Below are 12,501 nucleotides of genomic sequence, written 5' to 3'. Positions count from 1 at the left end.
GGCCCTTTCACCTGCGGGGCCGGCGGCCCCTCCGCAAAGGTCTTACCCTGCGGATGTCAGGCGCGAAGGCCGGTGCGCGGCATGTTCCGGCCGGCGAGCGACCTTTGCGCAAAAGGGCTGGAGAGGGTCAGCGCGACACCAGCACCGAGCATTGCGCATGGCGCACCACCCGCGCGGCCGTGGAGCCGATGAAATAATCCTGCAGGCCGGGGCTGTGCGAGCCGATGATGATCAGGTCGGCCTCGCTCTCCTTGGCGGCGTTGAGAATGTTGTTGGGCGCGTTGCCCGAGCGCACGTCGTATTCGACCTTGATGCCGCGCGCGGCGCTGCCGATCGCTTCCATCTTGGTCATGGCCTCCTTGCGCCGGTTCGCAAGCTTCTCGCGCGGGATCGAGGCCGCGACGTAGCCGGGGATTTCCTCCATCACATGCACGATGGTGATGCTGCCGCCGTCCGCGAGCAGCTTCTTCGCCTTCTCGATCAGGTTGCGGCCGATACCTTCGCCGCCCAGTGCCACGGGCACGAGAATGGATTTATACATGCGGCAGTCTCCCCTATGCGAAACGTTTGGGCCCTTGTCTCCGGCCCCTTCGACGCATCATCACGCCAATATCCGCCCGCGTCAAACGCCATGAACGCGGGCGGGGCGCCAGTGCGAGGGGACGGTCAGCCGCGCAGGATCGACCGGCCGGCAAAGCGCGCGCTTTCTCCCAGGGCTTCCTCGATACGGATGAGCTGGTTGTACTTGGCCAGCCGGTCCGACCGCGCAAGGCTGCCGGTCTTTATCTGCCCGCAATTGGTGGCGACGGCCAGATCGGCGATGGTGGCATCCTCGGTCTCGCCCGAGCGGTGGCTCATCACACAGGTGAAGCCCGCGCGATGCGCCATGTCCACAGCCGCCAGGGTTTCGGTGAGGGTGCCGATCTGGTTGACCTTGACAAGCAGGGAGTTCCCGCAACCCTTTGCGATCCCTTCCGAAAGCCGCGCGGCGTTGGTGACGAACAGGTCATCGCCGACAAGCTGCACCTTGCCGCCCAGCTCAGTGGTCAGCATGGCCCAGCCTTCCCAGTCGTCTTCCGAGCAGCCATCCTCGATCGACAGGATCGGGTAATCGGCCACCAGCGCGGCCAGATAGGCGACATTTTCTTCGGGGGTCAGGGTTTTCCCTTCTCCGGCAAGCACATACTTGCCACCCTTGAAGTATTCCGTCGCCGCGCAATCAAGCGCAAGCATGATGTCATCGCCAGGGCGGTAGCCGGCCTTTTCGATAGATTTAAGAATGAAATCAAGCGCATCCCTGGTGGAGTTCAGGTTTGGCGCAAAGCCACCCTCGTCGCCCACGGCGGTGGACAGCCCGGCGCTGGCGAGTTCCCTCTTGAGCGTGTGGAACACCTCGGCGCCCATGCGGATGGCCTCGCCCGCGCTGTCGGCGGCCACGGGCATGATCATGAATTCCTGAATGTCGATCGGGTTGTCGGCGTGCTCGCCCCCATTGACGATATTCATCATCGGCACCGGCAGAACCCGCGCCGAGGTGCCGCCGACATAGCGGTAAAGCGGCTGCGCGCTGGCCTGGGCGGCGGCCTTTGCCACGGCAAGCGACACGCCGAGAATCGCATTGGCGCCCAGCCGGCCCTTGTTGGGCGTTCCGTCTAGCTCGATCAGCGCCTCGTCGATACCCACCTGATCGGTGACATCCACGCCCAGCAGGGCCTCGGCGATTTCGCCATTCACGGCGGCCACGGCCTCGAGCACGCCCTTGCCGCCATAGCGGGTGGCGTCGCCGTCGCGCCGCTCCACCGCCTCATGCGCGCCGGTCGAGGCGCCCGAGGGCACGGCAAAGCGGCCTAGCGTGCCGTCTTCCAGCGTCACGTCCACCTCGACCGTGGGGTTGCCGCGGCTGTCGAGGATCTCGCGGCCGTGAATGTCGATGATCAGGCTCATTTCTTTTCCTTTCCAGAGAGCGGAACGCCATAGAGTTCCAGCCGATGACCCTTGAGCCGATAGCCGAGGCGCGCGGCGATCCGCTCTTGCAGGGCTTCGATTTCGGTGTCGACAAATTCGATGACCTCGCCGCTGTGCAGGTCGATCAGGTGGTCGTGGTGTTCGCGCTCGGCATCCTCGTAGCGCGCGCGCCCGTCGCCGAATTCGTGCTTTTCCAGGATGCCGGACTCCTCGAACAGCTTGACGGTTCGGTAGACCGTGGCGATCGAGATGCGCGGGTCAATCGCGGTGGCGCGGTTGTGCAGCTCTTCCACGTCGGGGTGGTCATGCGCCTGCTCGATCACCTGCGCGATGATGCGGCGCTGTCCTGTCAGGCGCAGCCCCCTGGCTTCGCAGCGGTCGATGATCGTGTTTGACATGGGCTCATCCCGGGCTGGTCTGCGCCGGGGTTTAAGGGATTCGCCGGCGGGCATCCACCGCTTTTGCATCGGCTTTCGCATCTGGGTCGGGGCCGCTTTCGGCTTCATCGGGGCGCGCGGGCAGGTAAGGGCCGCGCCGGGGCTGAGCCGTGGCCGAATGCGTAGCGAAGCGCTGCGGGTCGATCAGCATGTCGGCCAGGGTGTAGCGGTCGAACACGCTGATGAAGGCGGCAAGCGCCTCGTTGATGACAGGGGGCAGCTTGCAAGCGCGGGTGATTGCGCAGCTATTTTCAGCAAGGAAGCATTCGACCATCCCGAAATCCGGCTCGGTGGCGCGCAGAACCTCGCCAAGGTTGATCGCCTCGGGGGGGCGCGCAAGCGTGAACCCGCCTGAACGGCCGCGCCGCCCGGACAGTATGCCGTGCTGCGTGAGCGTCAGCACCACTTTCTTCAGATGCGCCTGCGATATGCCGTAAAGCTGCGCGGTTTCTTCGATGGTGGCCAGCCTGTCGCCCTTGCTCGCGGCATAGAGCAGCGTTCGCAAGGCATAGTCGCTGAATTTCGTCAGGCGCATGGCGTTTTCTCCGATGCTTTCGCATCTAGGTGCAAGGGCCGCCAGTGTCCATGCACCGGCAAGTTTTCTGGCTGTCGGCAGCTCCGCAGGCGCGTGGCTGTGGCCCGTGCCGAGCAGAGAACGGACTTTAACACTAAAAAGGATATTTCATTTGATCCTAATCAAGGTTGGTGCGCGCGATTCTGTTCTAGATGGGCGCAATTCAAGCGGAGGTGCCGATGCCCGGTGCAGCAGATCATTTCAGCGGAAGTCACCGGGTTGGAAGGCCAACTTTCAGGTTGTTGGCGGCGTTTTGCGTGCTGATTCTGGGGCTTTTCGCGTCGCTTCCGGCCATGGCGCAGCAACCCTCGCACCTGCCACGCATTCTGGCCAAGGTGCCGGCGGCCGAGCTGGTCGAAGGCGCCGAAGCCTATGGCCCCGTGCGCAGCGACATACCGGCCGCACCCGTGTTGCGCGGCGGCGAAACCATCGGTTGGGCGTTCGTGAATTCCGATTACGTGGGCACTACGGGGTACGCGGGCAAGCCGATTCATGTGCTGATCGCCGTCGATGACGCGGCGCAGGTGATCGGCGTCAAGCTGGCCGAGCATTCCGAACCCATCGTGCTGATCGGCATCCCCGAGGCCCGCATCGCCGCCCTGACCGAGGATTATCGCGGCCTTGACCTGGTGGCGGCGGCCGAGACCGGCGGCGGTGCGCATGATCTGCGCATCATCTCGGGCGTGACCGTCACCATCATGGTGATCGACGATTCCATCGTGCGTTCGGGCATCCGGGTGGCGCGCGCGTTGGGGTTGGGCGGGCTTGCCCCGCTTGAGGCCCGCGACGGCCCTGCGCCCGAAATCAACCTCGAGGCCCGCGCCGCGGGCGACTGGCTCGGCCTGCTGGGCGAGGGCACCGTGGCGCGGCTTTCGCTGGATGTGGGGCAGGTGAACGCGGCCTTCGCGCAGATGGACGACCCCCGCGCCGCCGCGCGGCCCCTGGCGGGCGATCCGGGCGATTCTTTCATCGACATGTATACCGCGCTTGTCAGTATCTCCGACATTGGCGAGCGGCTGCTCGGCCCCGCCGAATACCGCAACCTTCAGAGCTGGCTGGACGAGGGCGAGCACGCGATTCTGATTGCCGCGCGGGGGCAGTATTCGTTCAAGGGGTCGGGCTATGTGCGCGGCGGGCTGTTCGATCGGGTCGCGCTGGTCCAGGGCGACGATTCGGTGCGCTTTCAGGATCGCGACCACCGCAGGCTGGGCGCGATTGCCGCGCCGGGCGTGCCGCGCCTTTCCGAGATCGATCTCTTTCGCATCCCGGCCGATGCGGGGTTCGACCCTGCGGCGCCGTGGCGGTTGCAACTGCTGGTGCAGCGCGATGTTGCGGCGATCGAGCGGGTGTTCACCACCTTCGACCTGACCTATCGCCTGCCCGAATCCTTCCTGATCCGCCCCGCCGCGCCGGCGCCTGCGGGCGGTGTCGATGCGGTCGAGGAACGTGCCGCGCAGGCCGCGCTGATCGAGCGGATCTGGCGCGACAAGACCTGGGAAGTCGTCGGCCTTCTGGCGATGCTGACCGTGCTGACGGGGGCGTTCTTCTTTCAGGGATTCCTGACCCGTTCGGAAAACGTGACATTCTGGTTCCGCATGTCGTTCCTGACGGTGACGCTGGTGTTTCTGGGCTGGTACGCCAATGCGCAGCTTTCCATCGTCAACCTGATGGCGCTGGCGCAGACGCTGACCTACGGGTTTTCGTGGCAGGCGTTCCTGCTCGATCCGCTGACCTTCATCCTCTGGTGGGCGGTGGCGGCATCGCTGATCTTCTGGGGGCGGGGGGCCTATTGCGGCTGGCTGTGCCCGTTCGGCGCGCTGCAGGAACTGACCAACCGCCTTGCCCGCTGGTTCCGGGTGCCGCAATGGACCTTGCCCTGGGGGCTGCACGAACGCCTGTGGCCGGTGAAATACATCATTTTCCTGGGGCTTTTCGCGGTGACGCTGGCCTCGCTCGACCGGGCCGAGGAACTGGCCGAGGTGGAGCCTTTCAAGACGGCGATCGTGCTCAAGTTCGACCGCGCCTGGCCCTTCGTGCTCTATGCGCTGGTGCTGCTGGGCATCGGGCTGTTCGTCGAACGTTTCTACTGCCGTTACCTGTGCCCGCTGGGCGCGGGGCTGGCCATTCCGGCGCGGTTGCGGATGTTCGATTGGCTCAAGCGGTATCGGGAATGCGGTAACCCCTGCCAGACCTGCGCGCATGAGTGCATGGTCCAGGCGATCCACCCCACCGGCGAGATCAACCCCAACGAGTGCCTGAACTGCCTGAACTGCCAGGTGCTCTACCAGTCCGAAACGAAATGCCCGGTGGTGATCCGGCAGCTCAAGCGCCGCGCGGCGGTAGCCCGCCCGCCAGTGAAGGGCGACGCGGCCGCCGCACCCGACCGGGCCGAGAATTCGGCCGGGGCAACCCGCCCCGGGCCGCAAAAGCGTCTCCATGAGACACCCACAGAAGGAGAAGAGAAATGACCGACAAGACCGAAAAGGCCGGCATCAGCCGTCGCGGCCTGCTGGGCGCAACGGTAGGGGGCGCGGCCCTGGGATCGGTGGGCCTGCCAAAGGCCGCGCTGTTTGCGGGCGCGGCCGGTGTCGCCGGCGTGGCCGGCACCCGCCCCGCCGCGGCCGAGGAATGGCACCTCGCACCGGGTGAGCTGGATGAATACTATGGCTTCTGGTCCTCGGGCCAGACCGGCGAGATGCGCATCATCGGTGTGCCCTCGATGCGCGAGTTGATGCGCATTCCGGTGTTCAACCGCTGCTCGGCCAGCGGCTGGGGCCAGACCAACGAGTCGATCAAGATCATGACCGAGAACATGCTGCCGCAGACCAAGGCCTATCTGGAGGCCAACGGCAAGAAAGTGCATGACAACGGCGATCTGCATCACGTCCACATGTCCTTCACCGAGGGCACCTATGACGGCCGCTTCCTGTTCATGAACGACAAGGCCAACACGCGCGTGGCGCGGGTGCGTTGCGACATCATGAAATGCGACAAGATCGTCGAGATCCCCAACGCCAAGGCGATCCACGGCCTGCGTCCGCAGAAATGGCCGCGCACCGGCTATGTCTTTGCCAATGGCGAGGACGAGGTGCCGATGGTCAATGACGGCTCGGTGCTGGATGAGCCTGAAAAGTACGTGAACTTCTTCACCGCCATCGACGGCGACACGATGGAGATCGCCTGGCAGGTGATGGTGTCGGGCAACCTCGACAATACCGATGCCGATTATGAGGGCAAATGGGCGTTCTCGACCTCGTACAACTCGGAAATGGGCATGACCCTGCCCGAGATGACGGCGGCCGAGATGGACCATGTGGTGATCTTCAACATCGCCGAGATCGAAAAGGGCATCGCCGAGGGTGATTACATCGAGCTTAACGGCGTCAAGGTGATCGACGGGCGTAAGGGGCAAAACAAGAAATACACCCGCTACGTGCCGATCCCCAACAACCCGCATGGCTGCAACATGGCCCCCGACAAGAAGCACCTGTGCATCGCGGGCAAGCTTTCGCCCACGGTCAGCGTGCTCGATGTCACGAAGTTCGACCTGCTGTTCGAGGATGACAGCCTGGACCCGCGCGAGACCGTGCTGGTCGCCGAACCCGAACTGGGGCTGGGGCCGCTCCACACTGCCTTCGATGGTGACGGCAACGCCTTCACCACGCTGTTTCTCGACAGCCAGGTGGTCAAGTGGAACATCGAGGCCGCAATCCGGCAATTCAACGGTGAAAACGTCGATCCGATCATCACCAAGGTCGATGTGCACTACCAGCCGGGGCACAACTCCACCTCGATGGGCGAGACGCTCGAGGCCGATGGCAAATGGCTGGTTTCGATGAACAAGTTCTCCAAGGACAGGTTCCTCAACACCGGGCCGCTGAAGGCCGAGAACGAGCAGCTCATCCAGCTCGATGGCGACCGGATGACGCTGGTGCACGATGGCCCCACCTTCGCCGAGCCGCACGACTCGATCCTGGTGCGGCGCGATATCGTCAACCCGCTGCATGTCTATGACCGCAACGACCCTACCTGGGCCGATACCCGCGCCCAGGCCGAGGCCGACGGGGTGGATATCGACGACTGGATGGAAACGGTCATCCGCGATGGCAACAAGGTGCGTGTCTATATGTCGTCGATGGCACCGGCGTTCAGCCTCGACAAGTTCACCGTGCGCGAGGGCGACGAGGTGACAGTCATCATCACCAACCTCGATGATATCGAAGACCTGCACCACGGCTTCACCATGGGCGATCACGGCATCGCCTTTGAACTGGGGCCGCGTCAGACCGCTTCGGCCACCTTCGTGGCGGCAAAGCCCGGTGTCTACTGGTACTACTGCCAGTGGTTCTGCCACGCGCTGCATATGGAGATGCGCGGGCGGATGCTGGTCGAGCCGCGCGAGGCCTGAGCGATGCGCTGGCGCCTCCGGTTCCTGCTGGCTGTGCTGGCCGTGGTGCTTGCGGGGGTTTCCCCCGCGGCGCTGCGGGCGGGGCAGCAGATCGTGCCCGCCACGCCGGGGGCGCTGGCCGATGCCATTGCAGGGGCTGCCCCCGGCGATGTGCTGATCCTTGCACCGGGCCGCCACGACGGCCCGGTGATACTTGAACAGCCAATCACCCTTGACGGGCGGGGCGAGGCGGTCATCGACGCCGGCGGCACCGGCAGCGTCGTCACCGTGGCCGGCCCCGACATCACCCTGCGCGGGCTGGAGCTGCGCGGCTCCGGCTCGACGCATGAGCCGATCGATGCAGGCGTCAAGCTTGACCGCGGCGCCACGGGCGCGCTGGTGGAAGGCAACCGCCTGATCGAAAACCTTGTCGGCGTGCATGTCTTCGGAGCCGCCGACAGCCTGGTGCGCGACAATGTCATCATCGGCCGCCGCGACCACCGCATGAACGACCGGGGCAACGGCATCTATGTCTGGAACGCGCCGGGCACGGTGATCGAGCGCAACGATATCCGCTATGGCCGCGACGGCATCTTTGCCAATGCCTCGCGCAGAAACGTGTTTCGCGACAACATCATGCGCGATCTGCGCTTTGCCGTGCATTACATGTACACGCATCAGAGCGACGTCACCGGCAATGTCTCGATCGGCAATCACCTGGGTTTTGCGCTGATGTTCTCCGACCGCATCACCGTGCGCGACAACCTCTCGCTGCGCGACCGCAGCCACGGGCTGATGCTCAACTATGCCAACAATGCCGATGTTGCGGGCAACCTGGTGCGCGGCGGTGCCGAGAAATGCACTTTCATCTACAATGCCCACCGCAACCTGATCGTGGGCAACCGTTTCGAGGGCTGTGATATCGGCATTCATTTCACCGCCGGGTCCGAGCGCAACCTGCTGACCGGAAACGCCTTCATCGGCAACCGGACGCAGGTGAAATATGTCGGCACCCGCGATATCGAATGGAGCGCCGAGGGCCGCGGCAACTACTGGTCGGACCATCCGGCCTTTGATCTCGATGGCGACGGGATCGCCGATTCCGCCTTTCGCCCCAACGACCTGATGGATCACATCCTGTGGTCGCAGCCGGCGGCGGGGCTGCTGATGGGCGCGCCAGCAGTGCAACTTATCCGCTGGGCACAGGCGCATTTCCCCGCGACCCTGCCGGGCGGGGTGATCGACAGTTTTCCGCTGGCGCATCCGGTCGTCATCGACGTGCCGCAGGACATAGCCGCCATGGAGGCCGAGGCCCGGCCCGCCTGGCAATACGAAAGGACGGAAGATGACGCGTCTGACGCTCTCACGAGTCACTAAACGCTTTGACGGGCAGGTGGCGCTCGATGATGTGAGCTTCGGCATCGCGCCGGGCGATCGCGTGGCGCTTCTGGGCCATAACGGCGCGGGCAAGTCGACGCTGATGAAACTCGTGCTCGGGCTGATCCCGCTCGATAGCGGTGAAATCAGCGTGCTCGGCGCCGCGCCGGGCAGCCGCAGGGCGCGCAGGGGCGTGGCCTATCTGCCCGAGAACGTGGCCTTCCACCCGGCGCTGACGGGGCTGGAGCAGATCGGCCAGTATCTGCGCCTGCGCGGCGAGCCCGCCTCGGGCGCGCAGGCATTGCTCGAGCGTGTCGGGTTGGGCGCGGCGGCGCGGCGCCGCATCGGCACCTATTCCAAGGGGATGCGCCAGCGCGTGGGCCTGGCGCAGGCGCTGATCGGAAAGCCCGATCTGCTCATCCTCGATGAACCCACATCGGGGCTGGATCCGGTGTCGCGGCGCGAGTTCTACGCGCTTCTTGACGGGCTGGCCGCCGAAGGCGCGGCGGTCCTGCTGTCCAGCCATGCGCTGACCGAGGTGGAGGCCCGCACAGACCGCATCGTGATCCTGTCGCATGGGGTCATGGTGGCCAATGACACGCTGGCGGGGCTGCGCAAGCGCGCCGCGCTGCCCATCGAGTTGCATGTGGCCGCGCGCGAAGGTCAGGCCGACGAGGTGGCGCGCAGGCTCGATGGCAGGCGCGTCAATGGCAGCCAGGTGCGCCTCGATTGCCACCACGACGACAAGCTCGCCCGCCTGGAACAGGTGGCCGGGCTGGGCGCGCTGATCGACGATGTCGAGATCGTGCCCCCCAGCCTTGAAGACATCTACAGCCATTTCAGCCGGAGGGCCGCCCCATGACCCGGATCGCCGCCATAGCCCAGGCCGAATTCCGCATCGCTTTGCGCAACCGCTGGGTCGCCATCGCGGTGGCGATGATGGCGCTTTTCGCGCTGGTGCTTTCGGCCGCCGGCAGCGCGCCCACCGGGGCGCTGGGGGCCGACAGGCTTTCGGTCACGGTGGCGAGCCTGACCAGCCTTGCTGTCTATCTGGTGCCGCTGGTGGCCCTGCTCATGGCCTTTGATGCCATCGCCGGCGAGGTCGAGCGCGGAACATTGCCATTGATGCTGACCTATCCGCTTTCGCGGCCCGAGCTTCTGGCGGGCAAGGCGCTGGCGCATCTGCTCACGCTGGCGCTGGCGCTGGCGGTGGGCTACGGGATCGCCGCCGCAGCGGCCTTTTACGGCGATCCGCGCGCAGCCACCGGGCTGCCCGCGCTTGCCCGCCTTTACTGGACATCGCTCTTGCTGGGCGGCACCTTCCTGGGCATCGGCTATGCGCTTTCGGCGCTGGCGCGGCGGCCCGGGGCGGCAGCGGGGCTGGCGATTGCCCTGTGGCTGGTGCTGATCGTGCTCTATGACCTGGGGCTGCTGGCGGCGGTAGTGGCCGACAATGGCGGCTACTTCACCACCGACATATTCCCCTGGCTGCTGCTGGCCAACCCGGCTGATGCCTTCCGGCTTTACAATCTGGCGGCGTCCGAGGCCACGGCAGCCGCGGCCGGGATCGGCGGCGCGGCACGCAGCATCCCGCTGTGGCAGTCGCTGGGAGCGATCGCGCTCTGGCCGCTGCTGGCCTTTGCGCTGGCGGTCGCCGCATTGCGGAGGCTCACGCCATGATGACCCGTGCATTCTGCCTGTCTGCGGCCATACTGCTTGCCCTGGCGGGCTGCCGCGAGGAGACCGCCGCCGATCTGCCGCCGCCCGTGGCCATGACCGCCGAGGCCGTGGGCCATTACTGCCAGATGGAACTGCTGGAACATCCCGGACCCAAGGCGCAGGTGCACCTGACGGGGCTGCCTGATCCGCTGTTCTTCAGCCAGGTGCGCGACGCGATTGCCTATCAGCGGATGCCCGAACAGAGCCACATGATCGCCGTCATCTATGTCAGCGACATGGGCGCCGCGCCAGGCTGGGAAAACCCGGGCGCCGAGAACTGGATCGAGGCTACGGGGGCGCATTACGTGCTGGGCGCCGAGGTGGCGGGCGGCATGGGCGCGCCCGAGCTTGTGCCCTTTTCCGATCCGGAGGCAGCGAAGGCCTTCGCCGCCCGACATGGCGGCGAGGTGCGGCGCCTGTCCGATATCGCCGATACCGACGTGCTGGCGCCGGCCGAGATCGGCCATTCCGGCGCGCCCTCGGGCGATGACGACATAGACCCCGGCACCGATGACAGCCTGACCGACCGGCTGCGCGCCCTGACCCGAGACGAGGAGAGCTGACCATGCCATCAGGATTGAGCCGCCGCCGCTTCATCGGCATCAGCGCCGCCGGCCTGGCCTCCGCTGCGGTGGGGTCGCGTGCCGGGGCCGGCACGGCATCGGGCCGGCTTTACCAGTGGCGCGGGGTGGCGATGGGGGCAGGGGCCTCCATCACCCTGGCCGATCACCCCGATGCGCCCCGGATCGCCCTGGCCGCGCGGGCCGAGATCGACCGGCTGGAAAACATCTTCAGCCTCCACCGGCCCGACTCGGCGCTGATGCGCCTGAATGCCGAGGGGCGGCTGGCCGCGCCGCCTTTCGAACTACTTGAATGCCTCTCGCTCTGCGGGGCGGTCCATGCGGCAAGCGACGGGCTTTTCGACCCGACGGTGCAGCCGCTCTGGGCCGCCCATGCCGAGGCTTACGCGCGTGGCGCCCCGCCCGACGCCGATGCGTTGCGCGCGGCGCGGCGCAAGCTGGGCTGGGCGGGGTTGCGGATCGCACCGGATGAGCTGCGCGTCGACCGGCCCGGCATGGCGCTTACGCTGAACGGCGTGGCGCAGGGCTATGTGGCCGACCGCGTGGCGCATCTGCTCGAGCGGGAGGGCTTGCGCGACATCCTGGTCAATACCGGCGAGTTTCGCGCCCTGGGTGGCGATCCGCGCGGCGGCGCGTGGAGGGTCACGCTCGACGCCCGACCGGGCCAGGCCCGCAAGGGGGTCTGGGCCACGGATGCCACCGCGAAGGCGCCGCAGGAAAGGGCCGGGTGGCTTGCGGCTGGCCCGATGGACGGACCGGAAGAAACGGGCGGCACGGCGATGGAGGGTGGTGGCGCCGGGGCGGACCCCTTGCACCAGGTGGGGTTGCGCGATCGGGCGCTGGCCAGTTCGGCCCCGCTGGGCACGGTGTTCGACAGCGCCGGGCAGGCCGGGCATATCCTCGACCCGCGGGACGGGATGCCGGCGAAGCCACGCTGGGATCTGGTCACGGTGACGGCGCCGTCGGCGGCTCTGGCCGATGCGCTTTCCACCACTTTCTGCCTGATGGAGCGACCGGATATCGCACGCTGCCTCGGCGCCTTCCCTTCGGCGCGGCTGGCTTATCTGGGCTGAGGTCGCGGGTCAGCCCGAAGTCGGCTTCCGGTCATGGGGGGAGGGGCGGCTCCCTTGGTATTTCGGCTTGCGCGACGCGCCGAACCTCGCTGGCCCTAGTGTTCCACACCTGACACAAAGTTCCCCGTCTGACTCTGCTGCGCCCCCGCTTGCCTGGACGAACCTCCGCGGGGCGGCCATGCGGATATGTGCTTTCCGGTGTCGAGCCGCGCATCGTCGGGCCGCGGTGCGGCGATCCATCGGCTGAACTGCTGCACTTTATGCCTGCAAACGCCGTGTTTGATCGGGTCGAGGCGCCTGGCTCTGCCAGATCGCCGTGGCCCTTGGGGCGGCCCGGCGATGCGCGGCGGCCTTCGGCCTCGATTCCGCGCAGGGCGCGTGTCAGCGA

At 66.3% G+C, this 12,501-nt stretch carries 11 protein-coding genes; 7 read left to right on the top strand and 4 right to left on the bottom strand.

Features of this window, described 5'->3' with window-relative positions; all coding sequences use genetic code 11:
• Positions 1-127: 127 nt before the first annotated feature.
• The 4 genes from DQ229_RS13980 to DQ229_RS13965 form a co-directional block, all read right to left on the bottom strand.
• Entirely contained in the window at positions 128-541 is a 414-nt protein-coding gene (locus DQ229_RS13980; protein ID WP_114966881.1) for a universal stress protein, read from the bottom strand.
• Positions 542-666: 125 nt separating this feature from the next.
• On the bottom strand, positions 667-1,944 hold the full coding sequence (gene eno / locus DQ229_RS13975) for a phosphopyruvate hydratase (protein WP_114966880.1): 1,278 nt from the start codon (positions 1,942-1,944) through the stop codon (positions 667-669).
• Entirely contained in the window at positions 1,941-2,363 is a 423-nt protein-coding gene (locus DQ229_RS13970; RefSeq protein ID WP_114966879.1) for a Fur family transcriptional regulator, read from the bottom strand. The genes eno and DQ229_RS13970 overlap by 4 nt, the downstream gene beginning before the upstream one ends.
• A 31-nt stretch (positions 2,364-2,394) precedes the next feature.
• Complete coding sequence (locus DQ229_RS13965; RefSeq protein ID WP_114966878.1) at positions 2,395-2,937, bottom strand: RrF2 family transcriptional regulator; 543 nt, start codon at positions 2,935-2,937, stop codon at positions 2,395-2,397.
• A gap of 332 nt (positions 2,938-3,269) precedes the next feature.
• Between DQ229_RS13965 and DQ229_RS13960 the strand changes: the two genes are divergently transcribed.
• The 7 genes from DQ229_RS13960 to DQ229_RS13930 are packed head-to-tail and all read left to right on the top strand — an operon-like array spanning position 3,270 to position 12,113.
• Positions 3,270-5,444: a NosR/NirI family protein gene (locus DQ229_RS13960; RefSeq protein WP_114966918.1), complete on the top strand. Its 2,175-nt coding sequence runs from the start codon at positions 3,270-3,272 to the stop codon at positions 5,442-5,444.
• The gene (gene nosZ, locus DQ229_RS13955) at positions 5,441-7,384 is read left to right on the top strand and encodes a TAT-dependent nitrous-oxide reductase (protein ID WP_114966877.1); all 1,944 of its coding nucleotides are present in this window, start codon (positions 5,441-5,443) and stop codon (positions 7,382-7,384) included. Before DQ229_RS13960 ends, nosZ begins: the two co-directional genes overlap by 4 nt.
• A gap of 3 nt (positions 7,385-7,387) precedes the next feature.
• Positions 7,388-8,740 carry a nitrous oxide reductase family maturation protein NosD gene (locus DQ229_RS13950; RefSeq protein ID WP_114966876.1) on the top strand — a complete coding sequence of 451 codons (1,353 nt, stop codon included), beginning with the start codon at positions 7,388-7,390 and terminating at the stop codon, positions 8,738-8,740.
• On the top strand, positions 8,709-9,602 hold the full coding sequence (locus DQ229_RS13945) for an ABC transporter ATP-binding protein (protein ID WP_114966875.1): 894 nt from the start codon (positions 8,709-8,711) through the stop codon (positions 9,600-9,602). The genes DQ229_RS13950 and DQ229_RS13945 overlap by 32 nt, the downstream gene beginning before the upstream one ends.
• Positions 9,599-10,420, top strand: a complete 822-nt coding sequence (locus DQ229_RS13940; RefSeq protein WP_114966874.1) for an ABC transporter permease — start codon at positions 9,599-9,601, stop codon at positions 10,418-10,420. Before DQ229_RS13945 ends, DQ229_RS13940 begins: the two co-directional genes overlap by 4 nt.
• Complete coding sequence (locus DQ229_RS13935; RefSeq protein ID WP_114966917.1) at positions 10,420-11,022, top strand: nitrous oxide reductase accessory protein NosL; 603 nt, start codon at positions 10,420-10,422, stop codon at positions 11,020-11,022. Before DQ229_RS13940 ends, DQ229_RS13935 begins: the two co-directional genes overlap by 1 nt.
• A 2-nt stretch (positions 11,023-11,024) precedes the next feature.
• Positions 11,025-12,113, top strand: coding sequence for an FAD:protein FMN transferase (locus DQ229_RS13930; RefSeq protein ID WP_114966873.1), 1,089 nt, complete (start codon positions 11,025-11,027; stop codon positions 12,111-12,113).
• Positions 12,114-12,501: the final 388 nt, after the last annotated feature.

The organism is Alkalilacustris brevis, from assembly GCF_003350345.1.
Lineage (GTDB): Bacteria > Pseudomonadota > Alphaproteobacteria > Rhodobacterales > Rhodobacteraceae > Alkalilacustris > Alkalilacustris brevis.
This window is presented reverse-complemented; position numbering and strand designations above follow the sequence as displayed.

Excerpts from the sequence above, each read along its gene's own strand:
- DQ229_RS13980 (WP_114966881.1), bottom strand. The coding sequence starts at position 541 with ATGTATAAATCCATTCTCGTGCCCGTGGCACTGGGCGGCGAAGGTATC.
- eno (WP_114966880.1), bottom strand. The coding sequence starts at position 1,944 with ATGAGCCTGATCATCGACATTCACGGCCGCGAGATCCTCGACAGCCGC.
- DQ229_RS13970 (WP_114966879.1), bottom strand. The coding sequence starts at position 2,363 with ATGTCAAACACGATCATCGACCGCTGCGAAGCCAGGGGGCTGCGCCTG.
- DQ229_RS13965 (WP_114966878.1), bottom strand. The coding sequence starts at position 2,937 with ATGCGCCTGACGAAATTCAGCGACTATGCCTTGCGAACGCTGCTCTAT.
- DQ229_RS13960 (WP_114966918.1), top strand. The coding sequence starts at position 3,270 with ATGGCGCAGCAACCCTCGCACCTGCCACGCATTCTGGCCAAGGTGCCG.
- nosZ (WP_114966877.1), top strand. The coding sequence starts at position 5,441 with ATGACCGACAAGACCGAAAAGGCCGGCATCAGCCGTCGCGGCCTGCTG.
- DQ229_RS13950 (WP_114966876.1), top strand. The coding sequence starts at position 7,388 with ATGCGCTGGCGCCTCCGGTTCCTGCTGGCTGTGCTGGCCGTGGTGCTT.
- DQ229_RS13945 (WP_114966875.1), top strand. The coding sequence starts at position 8,709 with ATGACGCGTCTGACGCTCTCACGAGTCACTAAACGCTTTGACGGGCAG.
- DQ229_RS13940 (WP_114966874.1), top strand. The coding sequence starts at position 9,599 with ATGACCCGGATCGCCGCCATAGCCCAGGCCGAATTCCGCATCGCTTTG.
- DQ229_RS13935 (WP_114966917.1), top strand. The coding sequence starts at position 10,420 with ATGACCCGTGCATTCTGCCTGTCTGCGGCCATACTGCTTGCCCTGGCG.
- DQ229_RS13930 (WP_114966873.1), top strand. The coding sequence starts at position 11,025 with ATGCCATCAGGATTGAGCCGCCGCCGCTTCATCGGCATCAGCGCCGCC.